This is a genomic window from Virgibacillus sp. 6R (assembly GCF_001895305.1).
Taxonomy (GTDB): Bacteria; Bacillota; Bacilli; order Bacillales; family Amphibacillaceae; genus Virgibacillus; species Virgibacillus pantothenticus.
Genome location: NZ_CP017762.1, coordinates 4,529,771 through 4,552,429 on the forward strand (window position 1 = coordinate 4,529,771; position 22,659 = coordinate 4,552,429).

Consider the following 22,659-nt stretch of genomic DNA (forward strand, 5'->3'; position numbering starts at 1 on the left):
TGGTACTGTTATGGTATGACCTAAAGGACGCTTGCGAAATAGGGCATGTAGGTGCTGTTATCTCCCACTTAGACTTGCTGTAGTATGGGTTTCTCCAGTTCTTAATGGAAGTCTTACAGCATCCTATATGCGGGATAAAGTAGAAAGAAAAGTAACTTTTTATACAAGATAGAGAAAAATAGTTCCACCGCTTGCCTTTTGTGAATGGACTAAAATAGTAAGGAATCAATTCAGGTGTGTGTTGCTTTATTACGCATCAAGCAGGTGTAAGGTCATCCTATACTTCTAAAGGAAGGTGCTTTATTTGAATACAGTAATCGCGTTTATTTTGATGTTTGGTCTCCTCGTATTCATTCATGAATGGGGACATTTAATCTTTGCTAAACGAGCTGGCATGTTGGCTCGCGAATTTGCGATTGGTTTTGGCCCAAAAGTGTTTGCCTTTACTCGGAACGAAACCGTTTATACCATTCGGCTCCTTCCAATCGGTGGGTATGTACGAGTTGCAGGGTTTGATCCAGAGATTATTGAATTAAAACCTGGACATCATGTCGGATTGGAATTTAGTGAATCAGGAAAAGTGAATAAAATTATCGTTAATCACAAATCAAAGCACCCACATGCTCGCATCATTGAAATTGAAGAAGCAGACTTGGACCACGCGTTGCAAATTAAAGGCTATGAAGTTGGTGACGAAGAGGAGAAGCTGATTTTTGAAGTAGATCCGAAAGCTTTTTTTGTTATGGATGAACAAGAAACACAAATTGCACCGTATGACAGACAGTTCGCTTCAAAAACTGTGGGACAGCGGGCAATGCAATTGTTTGCAGGACCAATGATGAACTTTATCTTAGCGATCGTTATTTTTATCATCATAGGGCTAGTACAAGGAACTCAAGTTGAGGAAGCAAGGATGGGTGAAATCATAGCGGATAGCCCAGCAGCTGAAGCTGGTATGCAGAATGGCGATGAAGTAGTGCAATTAGAAGGAGAGCCAATATCAACTTGGGAGGAATTTACAACCATCATCAGAGAACGTCCAAGTGAAGAGCTTGATGTAACAGTTCTTCGTGATGGAGAAGAGGTTACATTAACAATCATACCAAAAGAAGTAGAAGGTGTTGAAGGACAAGAGTCTTTTGGTCAAATAGGAGTCTATCCGGCATATGAAAAATCAATTCTTGGCACGGTGACGTACGGTTTTTCAAAAACGTATGAAACAACGAAGCTCATTTTGACCAACTTAGGTATGCTAATCTCAGGACAATTGTCACTTGATGCATTATCTGGCCCAGTTGGTATATATGATGCCACAGATCAAATTGTTCAAACCGGCTTTACGAACTTCCTGCTCTGGACGGCGATGTTAAGTATTAACTTAGGGATCGTCAATCTCGTTCCACTGCCGGCTTTGGATGGTGGCAGATTATTATTTGTGGGGATCGAGGCTGTACGTGGCAAGCCAATTGCTCCTGAAAAAGAAGGCTTGTTTCATTTTGTCGGCTTTGCGCTTTTGATGCTGCTTATGATTATTGTTACTTGGAACGATATTCAACGTTTATTCCTTTAAACAGTAATACAAAGAATAAAACCCTTGTCAGTTTGTGCGGCAGGGGTTTTACAGCTTTTTATTTAATGGACGGTACAGGAGGATACAAATGGATATTTCAAAAAAAGAAAAAATGGATGTACTGTTAAGGCAATTGCAGATTTCAGAAGACCATTTAGCCTATTTTGCGGATAGTTACTTAAATAAGCTGGAAATTTTTAAGCAAACAAAGACATGGCATTTTCATATAAGTACCAATCAAGTATTGCCGTGTGAAGTTTATCAACTATTTAAACATCAGCTACAAACTTGCTTTGCACAAATTGCCAATGTGGAATTGACGATTGAAACAGCAAATAGATCATGTAGTGAGCAGACAACTCTCAATTATTGGGAAAATTTTATTCAATCTTTTACCCATTTATCACCAGCGTACAAAGATATGGTCCAATCACAAACGCCAAAGGTTAACGGTAATAATATTATGTTAACCGCAAGAAATGAAGCAGAAGGAAAAGCTGTTAAAAAGCGACTAGAAGAGCCGTTCAAAGCTTATTGCTCCAAATCAGGTTTGCCTAATTTTCACTTGCAAATTGAAGTCAAACCAGAATTAGAAGCTATCCAGCAATTTAAAGAACAGAAAGCCGCCGAGGATCAGCAACTGGTACAGCGTACGATACAAGAAAAAACGAAACGAGATCAAGCAAAGCTTCAGCCAGAAAATAAACCATTGATGTTTGGCTACAAAATTCAAGATGAGCCTGTTCAGATGGAAGAAATATTAGAAGAAGAACGCAGAGTAACGGTTCAAGGTTATATTTTCGCTGTTGATATTCGCAAACTACGCTCGGGCCGCAGCTTGCTTATCATAAAGGCAACAGATTATACCGACTCGCTGCAAATTAAAATGTTCTCCAAAGGCGAAGAGGATGCAGAGAAATTTGATGTTGTGAAAGAGGGCATGTGGATCAAAGCTCGAGGCAGCATCCAAACAGATATGTATTCAAACGAACTAGCAATGATGGCTAATGATATTCATGAGATTAAAGTGGAGCCTCGAAAAGACGTAGCCCCAGATGAAGAAAAAAGGGTCGAATTGCATGCACATACGACGATGAGCCAAATGGATGCTGTCGTTTCCCCGGCAAATTTAATTGCCCAAGCTGCCAAATGGGGACATAAAGCGATAGCAATTACTGACCATGCAGGGGTTCAAGGCTTCCCAGAGGCTTATAATGCAGGGAAGAAGCACAATATAAAAGTGCTGTACGGTGTAGAGGCAAATTTAGTCGATGACGGAGTGCCTATCGCTTATAATGACAAAGATTTAGATTTAGCTACTGGTACATATGTTGTATTTGACGTAGAAACGACTGGTTTATCGGCTGTTTATGATACGATTATTGAATTGGCTGCGGTTAAAATCCATCAAGGTGAAATTGTCGATCGATTCGAGTCTTTTGCAAATCCGCACCATCCTTTATCACAGACAACAACAGATCTTACCGGGATTACCGATGAGATGGTACAAAACGCACCAGAAGTAGAAGAGGTCTTAACCGACTTTCGTAATTGGATGGCAGATGATATTTTAGTAGCCCATAATGCAAGTTTTGATATGGGATTTTTAAATCAAGGTTTTAAAAAACTAGGGTTTGACAAAGCGGCAAATGCGGTCATTGATACGTTGGAGTTAGCCAGATTCCTATTTCCGCATTTGAAGAATCATCGGTTGAATACGTTATGTAAGCATCTGGATATTGAATTAACACAGCATCACCGGGCGATTTATGATGCGGAGGCAACAGGCTATTTATTATGGAAGCTTGTTCAAGCATTGCTCGAAAAAGAGATTACCAATCATAACCAACTGAACAATCATATGGGCGAAGGTAACGCATATCAGCGTTCGCGACCTTTTCACTGTATATTAATCGCACAAACAGAAGAAGGGTTAAAAAACCTGTATAAGCTTGTTTCTTATGCCCATATCGATTATTTTTACCGGGTCCCTCGCTTGCCTCGATCGGTATTACAAAAATATCGTAAAGGAATTCTCGTCGGATCTGCCTGTGATCAGGGCGAAGTGTTTGAGACAATGATGCAAAAATCAGCAGAAGAAGCAGAAGCTGTTGCCCGATTCTATGATTATATTGAAGTGCAGCCACCTGCAAATTATGCCCATTTAATAGAAAAAGATTTAGTGCAGAATGAGGCGCAGCTATTAGATATTATTAAAAATCTTGTCCAGTTAGGTGAGCGTATGGATAAAAAAGTAGTCGCTACGGGAAATGTTCATTATCTAGATGAACAGGATCAGATTTACAGACAAATTCTTATCGCTTCCCAAGCTGGAAATCCATTAAACCGAGTGACATTGCCACAAACACCATTTCGTACGACCAATGAAATGCTAGAGGCCTTTTACTTTTTAGGGGAAAAGAAGGCAACTGAAATTGTCATTACGAATACCCAAGCTATTGCTGATGAAATTGAAGAAATAGCACCAGTTAAGGATGGGCTGTTTACACCGACGATTGAAGGAGCAGATCAGGAAATACGTGACCTTTGCTATACAAGAGCAAAGAAAATTTACGGCGAGCCGATTCCCGAAATCGTTACGGACCGATTAGAAAAAGAACTGAAAAGTATTATTGGTCATGGATTTAGTGTTATTTATCTTATCTCCCAAAAACTAGTTAAAAAGTCTCTCGATGATGGTTACTTGGTAGGTTCCAGGGGTTCAGTCGGATCCTCTTTTGTGGCGACAATGACAGAAATAACTGAAGTAAATCCATTGCCACCACATTATGTGTGCCCGTCCTGTCATTACAATGAGTTTATTACGGATGGCTCGGTAGGAAGTGGATTTGACCTGCCAGATAAGAATTGCCCAACATGCGCAACTCCATTAACTAAAGATGGACAAGATATTCCGTTCGAAACATTTTTAGGCTTTAAAGGTGACAAAGTTCCTGATATTGATTTGAACTTTTCCGGATCTTATCAGCCACGCGCTCACAATTATACGAAAGAATTGTTCGGAATTGACAATGTTTACCGTGCTGGAACAATTGGAACGATTGCAGAAAAAACAGCATATGGTTACGTCAAAGGGTATGCTTCAGATAAACAGCTGGTCTATAAAAACGCAGAAGTTGATCGACTTGTAAAAGGATGTACAGGAGTGAAACGAACGACAGGTCAGCATCCTGGAGGAATAATTGTTGTTCCTGACGATAAAGAAATATTTGACTTTACGCCTATTCAATATCCAGCAGATGATAGAAACAGTGAATGGAGGACGACGCATTTTGATTTCCATTCCATTCATGACAATTTATTGAAATTGGATATACTTGGACACGATGATCCGACAGTCATACGTATGCTCCAGGATTTAAGCGGAATTGATCCGAAAACAATCCCGACAGATGATCCAGATGTGATGACAATCTTTTCGGGTCCTGAAGCCTTAGGGGTGAAGGCAGAACAAATCAATTGTAAAACGGGAACGCTTGGTGTACCAGAATTTGGAACGAAGTTTGTTCGGCAAATGCTTGAAGATACAAAACCGAATACATTCGCAGAGCTTGTCATTATTTCTGGTTTATCACATGGTACCGATGTGTGGCTAGGTAATGCTCAAGAGCTAATTAATGATGGTATTTGTGAACTCCCAGACGTCATTGGTTGTCGCGATGATATTATGGTTTATCTCATGCATAAGGGTCTCGATGCCTCCTTAGCCTTCCAAATTATGGAGTTTGTCCGTAAAGGGAAAGGACTAAAAGACGAGTGGATTACAGAAATGAAAAAGCACGATGTTCCAGATTGGTATATCGAGTCTTGTAAAAAGATTAAGTATATGTTTCCAAAAGCGCATGCCGCGGCTTATGTATTGATGGCTGTTCGAATTGCTTATTTCAAAGTGCATCATCCGATTTTCTTTTATGCTGCCTATTTTACTGTTCGAGCAGATGACTTTGAGCTCGACACGATGATTAAAGGATCCAATGCTATTCGTAAACGGATTGAAATGATAACCGCTAAAGGAAATGATGCCTCTCCGAAAGAAAAAAGTTTACTGACCGTTTTAGAACTGTCTTTAGAAATGTGTGAACGAGGTTTTTCTTTTAAGAAAGTAGATCTCTATCGTTCTAGTGCGACAGAATTTATTGTTGAAGGCGATGCTTTAATTCCACCGTTTAATGCTGTCGATGGCTTAGGAACAAACGCTGCACTCAACATTGTAAAAGCTAGAGAAGAAGGAGAATTCCTATCCAAAGAAGACCTGCGGGAGAGAAGCAAAATTTCCAAAACTGTCTTAGAATACTTAGATAATCACGGATGTTTGGAAGGGATGGCTGAACAAAATCAGCTTTCCTTGTTCTAGCTTGCAAGGTCCATTACCATATGATATACTATTTTTGGTAAGTAACGATACGAACGTTTAAAAGAGTGGGTATTTACCCACTCTTTCTTCATACTTCAACTTGTTCCCACAACTCCCTTGCCACACCTTTCGGCAGGGGTTTTGTATTGAAGTTGGCTCGTTTTTGTATGTGGCAGAAGAACAAAGCCCATTCTTAAAAGCTGTATTGCAGCTGTGGTAATGTTTTATCCCAACTAAATGTCCTGTTTTGTAAGCGGCCTTTAGGTCATACCATTACGTTACTAACAAGCCGTGGGGGATGAATGAAAACCCCCACTGATGGAAGATTCACTTTATTAATACCATGTTTCTCAGTGGGCTAATGATTGTCACTGCTCCTTTACGATAAGTATCGGTCGTAAAGGTTGTGGTTAACTTTTTTAAAGAATAAGAAAGTATAAACTTAGGTGCTTATGGATAATGAAATAACCGAATAGTCACGTCCGGCGCATGAGTCCAGCAACTATGTGACTTTAGAAATGCGCCCTACGATAAGGCCTCATCGGTTCGTCCCTAAGAGGAAGGCCGACTAAAAACGGGCTTGCCGCTCAGGCGTCGGCATACCGCTGTTTTTAGTGGCATGATTCCTTATCTTTAGTTGATTCGTTCCATTCACTACGTTGCTAAACGGGCACTTGCGCCTTTGTTTCTATGGAGTTTTCAAGTGGTTTAGCTACTGGTAAATGAAATTACAGAAATTGGTTTATACTAATAATGCGTGTTTAAAAGGAAGACAGACAGGTTATTGCTGATCAAAGGCAGAAATGCTGTGAATGAAGATGAATTAATCAATTTCGCAAGAGCATTATAGGTAAGTTAGCCATCTTGTTTTAATTAGTGGCTATGCAGCATATGGACCGGGCGTCTTAAACAAACCTTCCATGGAGTAAAAAAAGTATAAGTAAAAGGAGGATACGTGTTGAGTTCAAAAGTAATACAAACAACGGAAGAATTAGTTCTCCCTATCCTGGAACAAAAAAACCTTGAATTAGTTGATGTGGAATATGTGAAAGAAGGGAAAAATTGGTTCCTACGTGTGTATATTGATAAAGAAGGTGGCGTTGATATTACCGAATGTGGAGAGGTATCAGAAGAATTGAGTGAACAATTGGATCAAAGAGACCCAATTTCAGATGCCTATTTTTTAGAAGTATCTTCACCAGGTGCAGAGCGTCCTTTAAAGAAGAAGCAAGATTTTGTTGAGAATATCAATAAGCAAGTATACGTTAAACTATATGAGCCAATCCATGGTGAAAAAGTATATGAAGGAAAGCTAATTGATTTTACGAATGATGTGTTAACTATATCATATAAAGTTAAAACCCGTAATCAAACGGTAGAGATTCCATTTGACAAAGTAGCCAAAGCGAGATTGGCTGTAACGTTTTAAAGGGGGAGAAAAAAAGTGAGCACGCAATTGTTCGATGCAATTGATTATTTAGCGAGAGAAAAAGGTATTGATAAGGAAATTCTATTGGAAGCACTGGAAGCTGCTTTAATTTCAGCATACAAAAAGAATTTCAAATCAGCCACAAACGTTCGTGTTGAACTTAATGAGGAAACGGGAAAGATGGCTGTCTTTTCTCGAAAAAACGTTGTAGAAGAAGTAGAAGATCATCAACAAGAAATTTCGATTCAAGAAGCAAAAGAAATCAATCCCAATTATGAAATTGATGATGTGGTTGAAGTGGAAGTAACACCAAAAGATTTTGGCCGTATCGCCGCTCAAGCTGCAAAACAAGTTGTGACACAAAGGGTTAGAGAAGCAGAACGCGGCGTTATCTTTTCGGAATACTCCGATCGCGAGGATGACGTAATGACTGGGATTATTCAACGAAAGGATGCACGGTACGTCTATGTACATCTTGGTAAAATAGAAGCAAAACTCGCTGAAGCCGAACAAATGCCTACAGAAGAATACAATGTGCATGATCGGATTAAAGTGTATGTTACGAAAGTGGAAAATACAAGTAAGGGACCGCAAATATATATTTCTAGATCCCATCCCGGGTTACTGAAACGGTTATTTGAAATGGAAGTACCGGAGATATATGATGGGATCGTGGAGATTAAATCTGTAGCTAGAGAAGCTGGCGATCGCTCTAAAGTTTCCGTATATGCACCTGACCCTGACATTGATCCTGTAGGGTCTTGCGTCGGTCAGAAGGGCCAAAGAGTACAAGCGATTGTGAATGAGCTTAAAGGTGAAAAAATTGATGTTGTACAATGGTCTGATGATCCTACTGTTTATGTTTCGAATGCTTTAAGCCCTTCCAAGGTAATATCTGTACTTGTAAATGAGGAAGAGAAGGCAACAACCGTTATTGTACCGGATTATCAATTATCGTTGGCAATTGGTAAACGAGGTCAAAATGCAAGGCTTGCAGCGAAATTAACTGGTTGGAAAATTGATATAAAAAGTGAAACAGAAGCAAGAGAAGAAGGGTTATTGGTCGAAGAAGATGAAGCCTATTCTGACAATGAAGAAAGTTTGTTTGAATAAGGAGGGGATCAGGCATGGTAAAAAAACGTAAAGTGCCTACTCGCAGATGCGTTGTAACAAATGAAATGATGCCAAAGCAGGAATTAATTCGTGTGGTCCGTAATAAAGAGGGAGAAGTTTTTGTAGACCCAACTGGTAAGAAAAATGGCAGGGGAGCTTATCTTTGTAAGGATATTGCTGTTATTGACCAAGCGGAAAAAACAAATGCGTTAAACAAGCATTTAAATGCGACCGTTGACGCAACAGTTTTTAATGAATTAAGAGAGTTAGTTGCAGGTCCAACAAATGAAAAATAGTTATCTTAACCTTGTTGGCCTTGCTTTTCGAGCTGGAAAATGTTCGCTTGGTGAAGATGCTATACTCAAAGATATCAGAGCCAGACGCGCTGTATTAATCTTGCTGGCAAGGGATATTGGTCCACAAACGAAAAAGAAACTAACCGATAAATGTAAAACCTATAAAATCCCATATGCTATAGTAGATGACCGAGAAACGTTATCGAATGCAATTGGGAAGACCCAGAGAGTAGCAGTAGCTATTTTAGACGCAGGATTTGCTGCTAAGATTAAGACGCTACTCGGGGAATAAATTCGGGGGTGAACGTATGAGTAAAATGCGTGTATATGAATATGCAAAACAAAATAATCTATCAAGTAAAGCAGTAGTTGCATTTCTTAAGGAAAAGGATGTCGATGTGACAAATCATATGTCGACAATTTCTCCAAATACAATTGCCATGCTTGATAAAAAATATAAAGCGCAAAAGCAAGACAAGAAAGAAGCAGGAGATGCTAATCAAACAAAGACTAAAAAACCAAAGCAACATGTGAATCCATCAAATTCGAATCATAGTCAGCAAAACAACATGAAACAAAACAAATCAAATAATCAACATAAATCAAACACTCAGCATAAACCAAACAAGCAACAGCAAAAAACCCACGGAAAGCAAATAAAAGGGAAAAAAGGCAAGAGCAATACGAAAGCACCAGCTAATCAACAAACGGTGAAAAAAGAAACACCTAAAGCAATCAAATATCATGGTACGTTAACGGTTAGTGAACTTGCTGATAAATTAAATAAAGATGCGTCAGAAATTATAAAAAAGCTGATGTTCCTTGGTGTAATGGCAACAAAAAATCAAGATTTAGATGACGATTCTATTGAATTAATTTGTGCTGAATTTGATGTAGAAGTTGAAAAAGAAATCATTCTTGAAGATACGGATTTAGATAAATATATTTCGGAGGATAAACCGGAAGACTTGGTAGAACGACCAGCAGTTGTAACCATTATGGGGCATGTAGACCACGGGAAAACAACATTATTGGATTCCATCCGTCATACGAAGGTTACTGCAGGAGAAGCTGGTGGTATTACGCAACATATTGGCGCTTATCAGGTTGAGAATGACGGCAAGAAAATTACGTTCTTGGATACTCCAGGGCACGCTGCATTTACAAGCATGCGATCTCGTGGTGCTCAAGTAACGGATGTTGCGATTCTAGTTGTTGCTGCTGATGATGGAGTTATGCCACAAACCGTAGAAGCAATCAACCATGCAAAAGCAGCTGAAGTTCCAATCATTGTCGCTGTTAATAAAATGGATAAAGAAGCTGCTAATCCAAACCGCGTCATGCAAGAATTAACGGAATATGAACTTGTTCCTGAGGATTGGGGCGGAGATACAATTTTTGTGAACCTCTCTGCAATTAAGGGAGAAGGAATTGATGAACTATTAGAAATGATTGTCCTTGTTTCTGAAGTAGAGGAACTAAAGGCCAATCCGAATAATAATGCATTTGGAACAGTAATTGATGCACAATTGGATAAAGGAAGAGGATCTGTAGCAACCTTGCTCGTTCAAAATGGAACATTACATGTTGGTGATTCTATTGTGGTTGGAAATACGCACGGTCGTGTTCGGGCAATGGTGAATGATGTCGGTCAGCGAGTCACCGAAGCAGGGCCATCTACACCTGTGGAGATTACTGGACTAAATGAAGTACCAGAGGCTGGAGATCAATTTCTTGTCTTCAAAGATGAGAAAAAAGCACGTCAAATTGGTGAGGCTAGACAGCAGAAAAAAATTCAGGAAAGCCGCAGTGAACAGACGAAGGTTAGTTTGGATGACTTGTTTGAACAAATCAAACAAGGTGAAATGAAAGAAATTAATATTATCATTAAAGCAGACGTTCAAGGATCAGCAGAAGCGCTTGCTTCTTCGTTAAGGAAAATCGAAGTAGAAGGCGTGAATATAAAAATTATTCATTCTGGCGTAGGTGCGATTACGGAATCCGATGTTATCTTGGCTGCAGCATCAAATGCAATTGTCATCGGGTTTAATGTACGACCAGATGCAAATGCGAAAAAAGCGATTGACAGAGAAAAAGTAGATGTTCGATTACATCGTGTTATTTATAAAGCAATTGAGGAAGTAGAAGCGGCTATGAAAGGGCTACTTGACCCTGAATATGAAGAAAAAGTAATAGGTCAAGCGGAAGTACGTGAAATATTTAAGGTGTCGAAAATTGGAACCATTGCTGGTAGCTATGTAACTGACGGAAAAATCACCCGCGATGCCGGTGTCCGATTAATTCGTGATGGTGTTGTTCTATTTGAAGGGGAAATTGAAGCCTTAAAACGTTTTAAAGATGATGTAAAAGAAGTAGCGCAAAATTATGAATGTGGTATTACGATTAAGAACTTTAATGATATAAAAGAAGGAGATATCATTGAAGCATTTATTATGGAGGAAATCAAGCGAGTATGATTCTCTACGCTGAAGTAGAATGTATTTTATATGAAAGCCATTCGTTAAAACAGAAGCGCTCCATTATAAAACCTGTTCTAACCAAGTGCAAGCAAGACTTTAATATAGCTATGACGGAACTAGATTACCATGATCTATGGCAGCGAACAAAATTAGGAATCGTTACTATATCAACAGAGTTAGCACATGCAGAGCAAGTAATGCAAGACGTAATGAACGTTATTGATTCATACACGGAACTGGAACGAACCATTACTCATGTAGAACGAGTCTAGAAACATGCCCAAATGGGGTTTTTAAGATAATAATGAGGTGAACGAAATGGCTGAACTACGTGCCAATCGAGTGGGCGAACAAATGAAAAAGGAACTGGGAGAAATCTTAACTCGAAAAATTAAAGACCCACGAGTTGGGTTTGTTACAGTCACAGATGTAGAAGTTACAGGTGACTTACAGCAAGCAAAAGTATTTATTTCCGTTTTAGGTAATGATAAGCAAAAGAAGGATACGTTACTTGGTCTGGCGAAAGCGAAAGGATTTATCCGTTCAGAAATTGGCAAACGTATTCGATTGCGAAAAACACCTGAATTGATGTTTGAATTTGATGAAGCATATGAATATGGCAATCGAATTGAATCTATTTTAAAAGATTTAAATAAATAACGCTCGGGCGACACTGTTTGTTACACCGACAGATGTGTTTGTATCTTATTGAAAATTAGCCAATTCATATGGAGATGACGAACTGGAATTAGAATCTGACCTGTTTTAGGTCAGATTTTTTCCATCATCTCAATGGAGTGAGACTTTTGCTTTACAAGACCTGATTGAAGCTTCACTTTACAAAGAAATGAGGGATTTCACATATGGATGGAATATTGCCATTATGGAAACCAAAAGGCCTTACTTCTCATGATTGTGTGATTAAAATCCGCAAAATGTTTCAAACAAAAAAAGTAGGACATACAGGTACATTAGATCCAGATGTGGAGGGGGTTTTACCTATCTGCATTGGAAAAGCAACAAAAATTGTTCCTTTTTTAACCGATACAAAAAAGACATATAGCGCTAAGCTAAAATTGGGAGTCGCGACAGATACGGAGGATGCGTCTGGTAATCCGATTGAGGAAAAATCGGTAGAAGTGATGCCGGAACAACAGCATATTGAAGATGTAATGCGGCAATTTATAGGGGAAATTAATCAAATCCCTCCCATGTACTCAGCAGTTAAAGTAAAAGGGAAAAGGCTATATGAGTATGCTAGAGAAAATCAGTACGTGGAGCGACCAGTCAGGCGAGTTAGGATTGATGAAATACAGCTACTTTCGACTCCGAATGAACAGGAACATTCGATCGCATTTCGGGTTGTTTGTTCAAAAGGAACCTATATTCGTACCTTATGTGTAGACATCGGAAAAGCTCTAGGATACCCTGCGCATATGTTGACATTAGTAAGAGAGGCAACAGGAGCATTTTCCAACAAAAATGCGGTTACATTTGCTACAATAGAAGAGGTCATTTTTAAAAAACAAGAAGCTACGTTATTATATCCAATTCAAATGGGTTTAACCCATCTGGATGTATGGAATGTCGATTCCGAGACAGCTAAAAAGGTGTTATATGGGCAAAAACTACCTAATAATATCCAATTGAGGACAGATCCATTTGTTATCATGCATCAGAATCGTGTTCTAGCCATTTATCAATCTCATGAAAAGCAAGCAGGCTATATAAAGCCAGTCCGTGTATTTAGTAGATAAAAAAGTGTAGGTGAAGTAAGATGCGAACAATTGAATTAACATATCCGCACACTCTCATACTAGAAGAACTCCCAGAAACAGTTGCAGCTATTGGGTTTTTTGACGGAATACATAAAGGGCATCAGCATGTCATAAAAACCGCAATTAAAGAAGCAAAGCAAAGAAAGATGGAAAGTGCTGTCATTACGTTTTATCCGCATCCATCTGTTGTCTTACGAAAAGACAAGCAGCAAGTAAAATATATTACTCCATTACGTGAAAAGCAAGAAGTTTTACAACGACTCGGTGTAGAGAGATTATATATTATTACCTTTAATTCAGAGTTGGCCGCTTTGGAACCACAAGGATTTATCGATCATTTTATTAAAGGTCTCCACATAAAGCACCTTGTTGCTGGCTTTGATTTTTCTTATGGTCATAAAGGCAGCGGAAATGTGGATACTATAACTGAACACGCAGATGGAGCATTTATCTTTACAAAGGTAGATAAGGTCGAATGTGATGGGGAAAAAATCAGCTCGACAAGAATTCGCAAGTTACTAGCTTCAGGGGAAATCGAAAAGGCAAATGCATTACTTGGAAGACCTTTACTCGTTGATGGGTTTGTTGTTAAAGGCGCACAGCGTGGAAAACAAATGGGTTATCCTACTGCTAATATGCAGACGAATCAAGATGCTTTACTACCAAAACCGGGTATCTATGCGGTTAAAATCTTTTATAAACAAGAAAAATACGAAGGAATGGCAAGTCTTGGTTTTAACCCAACCTTTGAAGCAAACCTAGCGGAGCCGATCCTTGAAGTGCATATATTTGATTATAATCATGAATTGTATGGAGAAGAATTGTTAGTCGAATTCCATTCCTTTATTCGTGAGGAACTGAAATTTCCTGGCATGCAGCAGTTGAAGGAGCAAATTGCCAATGATGAGAAGCAAATTCGACGCTTCTTTTCTAATCCATCATAACTTTTCTCATGCATGTAATTGGCAGTATGGTCTCCATCTCCTTCTTGTAAGGAGAAATCCAGAGGCATATGAAAGACAATGTTAGATTTAGTTCAGATGTCTTGAGGTCATACCATTACGGTACTAGCCATCAGTGGGGGATGAATGAAAGCCCCAACTGATGAAAGGTTCACATTATACTTGCATTTTTTGCTAACTAAGTGTAAGATAGAAAACGTTGAACCATTGCTTGGCAAATCGTAACTCCGACGTTTGCTAGGGAATTGGGGATTTTAAATGTAAATAGGAGGTGAGCCAAATGGCTATTTCACAAGAGCGTAAAAATGAAATCATTAATGAATACAAAATTCATGACAACGACACTGGTTCTCCAGAAGTACAGATTGCTGTACTAACTGCAGAAATCACGACGTTGAACGAACATTTACGTGTTCACAAAAAAGATCATCATTCACGTCGCGGATTATTAAAAATGGTCGGTAAACGCCGTAACTTATTGAACTACTTACGTAATAAAGATGTTACTCGTTACCGTGAATTAATTCAAAAGCTCGGTCTACGCCGATAAGAAAAAGCAGGAGAAATCCTGCTTTTTTCTGTGGGCACATCGTAAATTGTGAGCATTGTAAAGTGTTTTAATTATCTTTGTAAGAAAATAACCATATGAAGTTTATAAAGGCTTGTACTTTTCTTACAGGTGTTCGATGTATATAATAGAACCGAGAGATGGTTGTTTAATGGTATATGTACATAAAATTTGGTCAAACCTTTGATTTATCTACATAAAATTTACAATCATGCTTATAAACTATAAAATGTAAGGTAGAATGTTATTTGAAAGGAGCACATGAACTAATGGCAGAAGAAAAACAACAATTCTCTACAGAAATAGCCGGAAAAAAATTTGCCGTTGAAACTGGAGAATTAGCAAAACAAGCAAATGGCGCTTGTATGATTCATTATGGGGATACTGCTGTACTATCAGTAGCTACGGCTTCCAGTGAGCCAAAGGACCTTCCTTTTTTCCCTTTGACTGTGAACTATGAAGAACGCCTATATGCAGTAGGTAAAATACCAGGAGGATTTATTAAACGGGAAGGAAGACCAAGTGAAAAAGCGATTCTGTCTTCACGTCTTATTGACCGACCAATCCGTCCTTTATTTCCAGATGGTTATCGGAATGAAGTTCAAGTAATAAGCACTGTGATGAGCGTAGATCAAGATTGTCCATCCGAAATTGCGGCAATGATCGGCTCATCGATTGCCTTATGTATTTCTGACATTCCATTTGCAGAACCGATTGCAGGGGTGAATGTCGGTCGTGTGGATGGAGAATTTGTCATTAATCCAACGATTGAGCAAGAAGGAAAAAGTGATATTGAATTGACCGTTGCTGGAACAAAAGACGCGATTAATATGGTAGAAGCTGGTGCCAATGAAGTCCCAGAGGAAGTCATGCTAGAAGCAATTATGTTTGGACACCAGGAAATTGTTCGTTTAGTTGAGTTTCAAGAGCGAATTGTGGAAGCTGTTGGGATTAAAAAACAGGAACCGACTTTATTTGATATCGATCAAACGCTAGCTGCAAAAGTGGAAGTGGAAGCGAAAGATAAGTTGATTGAGGCTATTCAAGTTAAAGAAAAACATGCACGCGAAGAAGCTATTGCTGCAGTGAAAGAAGAAGTACTACAAGCTTACGAAGAAGACGAAGAAGCAGGCAAGCAGGTCAAGGCAATTCTTGATCAAATGGTAAAAGCAGAGGTACGACGATTAATTACGAAAGAAAAGGTTCGTCCTGATGGGAGACAAATTGATGAAATTCGTCCACTATCGTCTCGTATTCATGTATTGCCGCGTACACATGGTTCCGGATTATTTACAAGGGGACAAACGCAAGCATTAAGTGTCTGTACACTAGGTGCTTTAGGCGATGTACAGATCCTTGACGGTCTTGATTTAGAGGAATCTAAACGCTTTATGCACCATTATAATTTTCCTGCTTATAGTGTTGGAGAAACGGGACCAATCAGAGGACCTGGTCGTCGTGAAATTGGGCACGGTGCATTAGGAGAACGAGCTTTAGAGAAAGTGATTCCATCCGAAAAAGAATTTCCATATACGATTCGTTTAGTATCAGAAGTGTTGGAGTCTAATGGATCAACCTCGCAAGCAAGTATTTGTGCAAGTACGCTTGCTATGATGGATGCCGGAGTCCCAATTAAGGCACCAGTAGCAGGTATTGCAATGGGGCTGGTCAAATCCGGTGATGATTATACGATTCTTTCCGATATTCAAGGAATGGAAGACGCACTTGGCGACATGGACTTTAAAGTGGCAGGAACAGCAAAAGGCGTAACCGCATTACAAATGGATATCAAAATCGATGGCTTGTCTAAAGAAATTTTAGAAGAAGCATTGCATCAAGCGAAAAAAGGCAGAATGCATATTCTTGAGTCAATGCTTGCGACCATTGAAAAACCAAAAGATAACCTTTCTCAATATGCACCGAAGATTTTAACCATGCAAATTAATCCGGATAAAATTCGCGATGTAATCGGACCAAGCGGAAAGCAAATTAATCAAATCATCGATGAGACAGGTGTAAAAATTGATATTGAGCAAGATGGTAGTGTATTTATTTCATCCACTGAAGCAGCAATGAACGAAAAAGCGAAGAAAATTATTGAGGACTTAGTACGCGAAGTCGAGGTTGGACAATTATACCTTGGAAAAGTAAAACGAATTGAGAAATTTGGCGCTTTTGTTGAATTATTTAAAGGAAAAGACGGTCTGGTTCACATTTCTGAACTGGCAGAAGAGCGTACAAATAAAGTAGAAGACGTCGTTTCCATTGGTGATGAAATTTTAGTGAAAGTAAAAGAAATTGACCATCAAGGTAGAGTAAACTTGTCTCGAAAAGCTGTGTTAAAAGAAGAACGGGAAAGAAAAGAAGCTGCAAAAAATCAAAAATAACAACGTAGTAAACAAGAAGCTGGCAACCCAGTTTCTTTTTTATTGCATAGGAACCTAAAAGAGGTGCTTGTGGATAACGAAATAACCGACTAGCCACGTCCGGCGCATGAGCCCAGCAACGATGCGACTTTAGAAATGTGCCCTACGATAAGGCCTCATCGGTTCGTCTTTAAGAGGAAGGCCGACTAAAAACGGGCTTGCCGCTCAGGCGTGCATACCCCTGTTTTTAGTGGCATGATTCCTAAATCTTTAGTTGATTCGTTCCATTTGCTACGTTGCTAAACGGGCGCCCCGCGCCTTTGTTCTATTCCAGAAAAGCAATTTTTTTATAGTCGCACATGGTGTAATAATGCTTTGACGACGGTTTCTATTTTTCGATTGGGAAGGAATCCCTCATTTAAATTCCAGTTATAACGGACGAATGAAAGCGCTATAAAAACACGAATTATTTTCTACCGCATACAATATTTTTCATCATCAAGCATAACTTGTCCGTTCTTATCATATAGGTAAGGATAAGGGGGGATGGTTATGGGGCGATATCGGCATTGGCTTCACATTGTTGTATTTATGATAATAGTAGGGCTTACGTTAGATATGGAAAAAAATCCGTTTACTCCATTAGAATCACCTGTTATTATGGAAACAGTGAAAACTACCGATCCATTATATGCTGAAATAAAACAAAAAGCGAAAAAATATGAAGAACCTGCACAAAATGCGTATATTGATAAAGTTTGGAAAAAAACACCTGGTAGAAATGGGTTAAAAGTAAACGTAGAAAAATCATATGCAAAAATGAAGCAGGAAGATGGTATCTTTACAGAGTCGAAGCTCGTATTCGATCAAACCGCTCCCGAAATAGATTTAAAAGATTTACCTGCTGCTCCAATTTATCGAGGACATCCAGAAAAGAAGATGGTTGCATTATTAATTAATGTATCATGGGGAGAGGAATACATCCCTGAAATGCTTTCCATTTTAAGGGATAATCGGGTAAAAGCATCTTTTTTTATTGAAGGTAAATGGGCTAAAAACAATGCAGAACTGGTTAAAATGATTGCTGAACAAGGTCATCTGATTGGGAATCACGCTTATAATCATCCCGATATGGCTAGGCTATCTAACCAGAGCATGGTTGATCAAATAGTACAAACAAACGATATTTTAAAAGCAATTACTGGATCGACACCTAGATGGTTCGCTCCTCCTAGCGGCAGCTATAATAATCACGTTGTCGAGGTCAGTCATCACTTAAATATGGAGACTGTTCTTTGGACAGTTGATACAATTGATTGGAAGAATCCATCTGTTTCTGTTATGCTTAACCGAGTAAACAATCAGCTTCATCCTGGTGCTACCATTTTAATGCATCCAACAGCTGCTACAGAAAGAGGATTAGAACAATTGATTTCCTCAATAAAAGAAAAAAAATATAAATTAAATACGATTGAAAAATTGATGGAACCAAAGCGATAGTACCGTCGCTTCATATATTAGGAGGATACGCTTTGATAGAAAAACACACTTGCCAAAATGGTTTACGCGTCGTACTGGAGCGAATTCCTACAGTTCGTTCTGTTACGATAGGAATTTGGATACTCACTGGTTCACGCCATGAACATGGACAAATAAACGGCATCTCGCATTTTTTAGAGCATATGTTTTTTAAAGGAACTAAAACACGCTCTGCTCAGGATATTGCCGAGGAATTTGATGCAATTGGCGGTCAGGTAAATGCATTCACATCAAAAGAATACACATGTCTTTATGCGAAAGTAGTTGATACATATAAACATAAAGCATTAGATATTTTAGCAGATATGTTTTTTCAATCCGAGTTTCAGGAAGCAGAAATGGACAAAGAAAAAAATGTCGTTTATGAAGAAATTAAAATGTATGAAGATACACCAGATGATTTAGTACATGACTTACTGGCGAGGGCTGCTTTTGGAGACCACCCGCTTGGATTGCCAATTCTAGGGACAGAAGAACAATTAGCTACGTTTACGCCAATGATGTTAAAAGAATATATGCAATCAAGGTATACACCAGAGAATGTTGTTGTATCTATCGCTGGTAATGTAGATACTTCCTTTCTCCAATCAGTAGAAGGCTATTTTGGAAACTACCATCTTCCTAAATCTACTTCTAGTTTTACTAAACCACAATTTCTTGGCGAAAAAATAGAACGGTATAAAGATACGGAACAAGCTCATGTATGTTTAGGGTTTAAAGGTTTGGCTGTCCATGAACCAGCCATTTATAGCTTAATCATATTGAATAATGTTTTAGGAGGCAGCATGAGCTCCAGATTGTTCCAAGATATTCGAGAAAAAAAAGGATTAGCTTATTCTGTGTTCTCCTATCACGCTTCTTTTATCGATAGCGGATTATTAACGATCTATGCAGGGACGGCAAAAGATCGATTACAGCAGTTGCTTGATGTGATAAAAGGAACCATTGACGAGTTTGTAACCAAAGGGATAACGGATAAAGAACTGCAAAATAGTAAAGAGCAATTAAAAGGAAGCTTGCTCTTAAGCTTGGAAAGTACGACTAGTCGAATGAACAGAAATGGAAAAAATGAGTTAATTCTGAAAAAACATTATACATTAGATGAACTGGTGGAAATGATTGATGCAGTCAACCATAACTCTGTGCAACATGTTATGGATACTGTATTTCAACAATCCCCATCCATTGCTTTGATATCTCCCAAAAATGAATAAGTTAGAAATTCATCTTATTACAAGACTTTTTTATTAAAATGGCGATAAGTGAAGTGTGTCACAAGATGGCTACGGTTTGCAATTTGTTAGATAGTGTAGCTTTCTGTACCATCCTTTCTTTGCTGTATAGGAACCTAAAATGAGGTGCTTGTGGATAACGAAATAACCGACTAGTCACGTCCGGCGCATGAGCCCAGCAACGATGCGACTTTAGAAATGCGCCCTACGATAGGGCCTCATCGGTTCTTCACTAAGAGGAAGGCCGACTAAAAACGGGCTTGCCGCCCAGACATTGGCATACCTCTGTTTTAGGGGCATGATTCCTTTATCTTTAGTTGATTCGTTCCAATCACTACGTTGCTAAGCGGGTGCTTGCTCCTTTGTTCCTAAAAGAGGCTGGGACATAAGCAAATATTATATAGCAAAAGCCGTCCATTTATAATTGTTCGGCTTATTTGCATTAAAAATTTTTATCACCGCTATGTCAAAACACTTCGCTTTCCGCAGGTCTCTTCAGCTTCCTCGGAAAGCAAAAACCGCTTTCCTGTGGGATCTTCAGCTCGCGCTGTTCCCGCAGGAGTCTACCTATTTTGACTACGCTAAAACTTGCGTATACACAATTGGCGATTTATGGTTGTTTTTTTAAATCAGCCGCTTTAGTTATGTTCCAGCCTTTTTTTTGCATATATATTATAGAAATGATGAATAGGGGGGGATAAATTGCGTTACAAGGAAATTAGTGGAAAAGAAATTGTTAACGTCCAAGAAGGATCTCGTTTAGGTATTTTAGGACAAACAGACTTAGAAATAAATGAGACGACTGGACAAATTGAAGCCTTCATTATTCCAAACTACAAGTGGTTTGGTCTAAAAAAAGAAGCAGAAGAAACAAAAATTCGTTGGAGTGCTATTAAAAAGGTGGGAGAAGACATGATCATTATCGACACGGAAAAGAATTTTTAAATGTAGTTAGCAATAAATTTACCTATACAACGCATTTTTCATTCATTGGCAATGCAATTGTAAGCACCTTAGCAGAATAGGAGAATGTCTTGGCTGTTATCCAAAGTGGTAGCAGCTTTTTTATGTCCATAATTGTTCTTTTTAGAAAATGATTCGGTTTAGCTTGATACTAGAATTAACCCTATTATCTTAACCCCGGTTTGAACTAATAACCCTTTTTTAAAAATGGAATCACTAACTCGATTTTCACACATAAGCTATAAAGAAATGCGAATGAAAATGGCACGTTTGGAGGGTGTTTACAAGGATGAATCGAACAATTGCAATTATTGGCGGAGATGCCCGTTATTTAGAATTAATTCGCCAACTCCAAGCATTAACTGATACAACGCTTTTATTGATTGGATTTGATAAATTGGAGCAAGGCTTCACGGGCTTAAAGCAAATGGATATAGATGATGTTACTCCGAGTAGTTTAGATGCCATTATCTTGCCTATAACCGGTACTAATTCTGATGGAAAAGTGGAACCCGTTTTTTCAGAAAAACCGATCTACCTTTCCCTCGACTGGTTCAAACAGTTACGTAAATCCGCAATTGTGTTTTCTGGAATAGCTAATGACTATTTAACCGATGCAGTAAATAGCGCGAATGCAAAGCTGATTCCGTTATTGGATCGAGATGATGTTGCCATTTACAATTCCATTCCGACTGCAGAAGGTACGATTATGATGGCTATAGAACATACAGATTTCACCATCCATTCCTCGCGAGTTGTCGTTGTTGGCTTTGGTAGAGTCGGAAACACCGTAGCGAACAAATTCTCAGCATTAGGTGCAAAAGTTTCTGTTAGTGCCACACGAATGAAGGATTTAGCAAGAGTGACAGAAATGGGACTAACAGCTATTCCTTTGGATCAGTTGGCGTCTTATATGGAAAATTGTGATTTATTAATTAATACCATACCTGCTCCAGTGATTGGGAAAGAAGAAATGAAGCACCTTCCATCACATGCAGTCATTATTGATTTAGCCTCAAAACCAGGTGGTACCGATTTTGCCTATGCAAAGCAACGGGGAATTAAAGCCATTTTATCTCGTAGTTTACCGAGCATTGTGGCACCTAAAACAGCTGGGAAAATATTGGCTGATGTCATTAAACAAGAATTCTTGAAACAGGGTGAAACGAAGTAACATTTACCCTACAAATAACTGGCAGGTAAGACCTGCCTTTCCATTCTACGAAGTAAATCCAAGTAGGATAGTTAGAGATTTCAATTGCAAGTTAAATGATGGATGCTATGCAGAGGTCTTAGGTCATACTCTTGTAGTATAACAATGAGTAGAAAAAAAGAAATTCTTGCTGATTAAAGATTCACTTTATATATAGGAGGGTCTTACTGATGAATTTAACAGGTAAAAGAATTGGCTTTGGTTTAACTGGATCACATTGCACGTACGATCAAGTATTCCCGCAACTAGAGAAATTAATGGAGCTTGGTGCTGAAGTCGTCCCAATTGTAACGTATACAGTACGAACAACGGACACGAAATTTGGTGATGCGGAGGACCATATGGATAAAATCGCATCCATTACTGGAAAAGATATTATTACAACGATGCCAGAAGCGGAGCCTTTAGGACCGAAAATGCCATTGGATTGCATGGTAATTGCGCCGTTAACAGGAAATTCCTTAAGCAAACTTGCCAACGCGTTAACTGATAGCCCCGTTCTAATGGCTGCTAAAGCGACAATGCGTAATCAAAAACCTGTTGTAGTAGGTGTGTCGACGAACGATGCACTTGGCTTAAATGGGGTGAACTTAATGCGGTTGATGGCTAGTAAATTCATTTACTTTATTCCATACGGTCAAGACGACCCGTATTTAAAACCAAACTCACTAGTTGCTAAAATGGAGTTATTACCTGAGACAGTAGAAGCTGCGCTTGAATTCAAACAACTTCAGCCAGTTATTGTTCCTCATCAAAGCTGATCTATGGTAAAATG

Annotated in this window: 18 protein-coding genes; all 18 read left to right on the forward strand. The window is 38.8% G+C overall.

Annotated features, from left to right (window positions below; genetic code table 11):
• The first annotated feature begins 304 nt into the window (after positions 1-304).
• The 18 genes from rseP to dpaB all read left to right on the forward strand — a co-directional run bounded on the left by rseP (position 305) and on the right by dpaB (position 22,645).
• Positions 305-1,570 (forward strand): RIP metalloprotease RseP, encoded by a 1,266-nt coding sequence (gene rseP, locus BKP57_RS20490; RefSeq protein ID WP_050352773.1) that lies wholly within the window; start codon positions 305-307, stop codon positions 1,568-1,570.
• A gap of 88 nt (positions 1,571-1,658) precedes the next feature.
• Entirely contained in the window at positions 1,659-5,945 is a 4,287-nt protein-coding gene (locus tag BKP57_RS20495; protein ID WP_050352774.1) for a PolC-type DNA polymerase III, read from the forward strand.
• A 958-nt stretch (positions 5,946-6,903) separates the two neighbouring features.
• The gene (gene rimP, locus BKP57_RS20500) at positions 6,904-7,374 is read left to right on the forward strand and encodes a ribosome maturation factor RimP (RefSeq protein ID WP_050352775.1); all 471 of its coding nucleotides are present in this window, start codon (positions 6,904-6,906) and stop codon (positions 7,372-7,374) included.
• Between the two features lie 15 nt (positions 7,375-7,389).
• Positions 7,390-8,487, forward strand: a complete 1,098-nt coding sequence (nusA, locus tag BKP57_RS20505; protein ID WP_050352776.1) for a transcription termination factor NusA — start codon at positions 7,390-7,392, stop codon at positions 8,485-8,487.
• 14 nt (positions 8,488-8,501) lie between these two features.
• Positions 8,502-8,783: an RNase P modulator RnpM gene (gene rnpM, locus BKP57_RS20510; protein ID WP_050352777.1), complete on the forward strand. Its 282-nt coding sequence runs from the start codon at positions 8,502-8,504 to the stop codon at positions 8,781-8,783.
• The gene (locus BKP57_RS20515) at positions 8,773-9,075 is read left to right on the forward strand and encodes a L7Ae/L30e/S12e/Gadd45 family ribosomal protein (protein WP_050352778.1); all 303 of its coding nucleotides are present in this window, start codon (positions 8,773-8,775) and stop codon (positions 9,073-9,075) included. The genes rnpM and BKP57_RS20515 overlap by 11 nt, the downstream gene beginning before the upstream one ends.
• A 16-nt stretch (positions 9,076-9,091) precedes the next feature.
• Positions 9,092-11,260 carry a translation initiation factor IF-2 gene (gene infB / locus BKP57_RS20520; RefSeq protein WP_050352779.1) on the forward strand — a complete coding sequence of 723 codons (2,169 nt, stop codon included), beginning with the start codon at positions 9,092-9,094 and terminating at the stop codon, positions 11,258-11,260.
• Positions 11,257-11,535: a DUF503 domain-containing protein gene (locus tag BKP57_RS20525; RefSeq protein WP_050352780.1), complete on the forward strand. Its 279-nt coding sequence runs from the start codon at positions 11,257-11,259 to the stop codon at positions 11,533-11,535. Before infB ends, BKP57_RS20525 begins: the two co-directional genes overlap by 4 nt.
• A gap of 46 nt (positions 11,536-11,581) precedes the next feature.
• Positions 11,582-11,923, forward strand: a complete 342-nt coding sequence (gene rbfA, locus BKP57_RS20530) for a 30S ribosome-binding factor RbfA (RefSeq protein ID WP_050352781.1) — start codon at positions 11,582-11,584, stop codon at positions 11,921-11,923.
• 203 nt (positions 11,924-12,126) lie between these two features.
• Entirely contained in the window at positions 12,127-13,020 is an 894-nt protein-coding gene (truB, locus tag BKP57_RS20535) for a tRNA pseudouridine(55) synthase TruB (RefSeq protein WP_072742256.1), read from the forward strand.
• A gap of 20 nt (positions 13,021-13,040) precedes the next feature.
• Positions 13,041-13,985, forward strand: coding sequence for a bifunctional riboflavin kinase/FAD synthetase (locus BKP57_RS20540; protein WP_050352783.1), 945 nt, complete (start codon positions 13,041-13,043; stop codon positions 13,983-13,985).
• Between the two features lie 298 nt (positions 13,986-14,283).
• Positions 14,284-14,553 (forward strand): 30S ribosomal protein S15, encoded by a 270-nt coding sequence (rpsO, locus tag BKP57_RS20545; protein ID WP_050352784.1) that lies wholly within the window; start codon positions 14,284-14,286, stop codon positions 14,551-14,553.
• A gap of 287 nt (positions 14,554-14,840) precedes the next feature.
• Positions 14,841-16,958 (forward strand): polyribonucleotide nucleotidyltransferase, encoded by a 2,118-nt coding sequence (locus BKP57_RS20550; protein ID WP_050353535.1) that lies wholly within the window; start codon positions 14,841-14,843, stop codon positions 16,956-16,958.
• Between the two features lie 531 nt (positions 16,959-17,489).
• Positions 17,490-18,437 (forward strand): polysaccharide deacetylase family protein, encoded by a 948-nt coding sequence (locus BKP57_RS20555; RefSeq protein WP_050352785.1) that lies wholly within the window; start codon positions 17,490-17,492, stop codon positions 18,435-18,437.
• 32 nt (positions 18,438-18,469) lie between these two features.
• Positions 18,470-19,690: a M16 family metallopeptidase gene (locus BKP57_RS20560; RefSeq protein ID WP_050352786.1), complete on the forward strand. Its 1,221-nt coding sequence runs from the start codon at positions 18,470-18,472 to the stop codon at positions 19,688-19,690.
• Between the two features lie 720 nt (positions 19,691-20,410).
• A complete protein-coding gene (locus tag BKP57_RS20565) occupies positions 20,411-20,653 on the forward strand; it encodes a YlmC/YmxH family sporulation protein (RefSeq protein WP_050352787.1) in 243 nt (80 codons plus the stop codon).
• Positions 20,654-20,960: 307 nt separating this feature from the next.
• Positions 20,961-21,845 carry a dipicolinic acid synthetase subunit A gene (dpaA, locus tag BKP57_RS20570; protein WP_050352788.1) on the forward strand — a complete coding sequence of 295 codons (885 nt, stop codon included), beginning with the start codon at positions 20,961-20,963 and terminating at the stop codon, positions 21,843-21,845.
• Between the two features lie 209 nt (positions 21,846-22,054).
• Complete coding sequence (gene dpaB / locus BKP57_RS20575; RefSeq protein ID WP_072742257.1) at positions 22,055-22,645, forward strand: dipicolinate synthase subunit B; 591 nt, start codon at positions 22,055-22,057, stop codon at positions 22,643-22,645.
• Positions 22,646-22,659: the final 14 nt, after the last annotated feature.

Coding starts and splice junctions, on each gene's coding strand:
- BKP57_RS20495 (WP_050352774.1), top strand. CDS start 1,659: ATGGATATTTCAAAAAAAGAAAAAATGGATGTACTGTTAAGGCAATTG.
- rnpM (WP_050352777.1), top strand. CDS start 8,502: ATGGTAAAAAAACGTAAAGTGCCTACTCGCAGATGCGTTGTAACAAAT.
- BKP57_RS20515 (WP_050352778.1), top strand. CDS start 8,773: ATGAAAAATAGTTATCTTAACCTTGTTGGCCTTGCTTTTCGAGCTGGA.
- infB (WP_050352779.1), top strand. CDS start 9,092: ATGAGTAAAATGCGTGTATATGAATATGCAAAACAAAATAATCTATCA.
- BKP57_RS20525 (WP_050352780.1), top strand. CDS start 11,257: ATGATTCTCTACGCTGAAGTAGAATGTATTTTATATGAAAGCCATTCG.
- rbfA (WP_050352781.1), top strand. CDS start 11,582: ATGGCTGAACTACGTGCCAATCGAGTGGGCGAACAAATGAAAAAGGAA.
- truB (WP_072742256.1), top strand. CDS start 12,127: ATGGATGGAATATTGCCATTATGGAAACCAAAAGGCCTTACTTCTCAT.
- BKP57_RS20540 (WP_050352783.1), top strand. CDS start 13,041: ATGCGAACAATTGAATTAACATATCCGCACACTCTCATACTAGAAGAA.
- rpsO (WP_050352784.1), top strand. CDS start 14,284: ATGGCTATTTCACAAGAGCGTAAAAATGAAATCATTAATGAATACAAA.
- BKP57_RS20550 (WP_050353535.1), top strand. CDS start 14,841: ATGGCAGAAGAAAAACAACAATTCTCTACAGAAATAGCCGGAAAAAAA.
- BKP57_RS20555 (WP_050352785.1), top strand. CDS start 17,490: ATGGGGCGATATCGGCATTGGCTTCACATTGTTGTATTTATGATAATA.
- dpaA (WP_050352788.1), top strand. CDS start 20,961: ATGAATCGAACAATTGCAATTATTGGCGGAGATGCCCGTTATTTAGAA.
- dpaB (WP_072742257.1), top strand. CDS start 22,055: ATGAATTTAACAGGTAAAAGAATTGGCTTTGGTTTAACTGGATCACAT.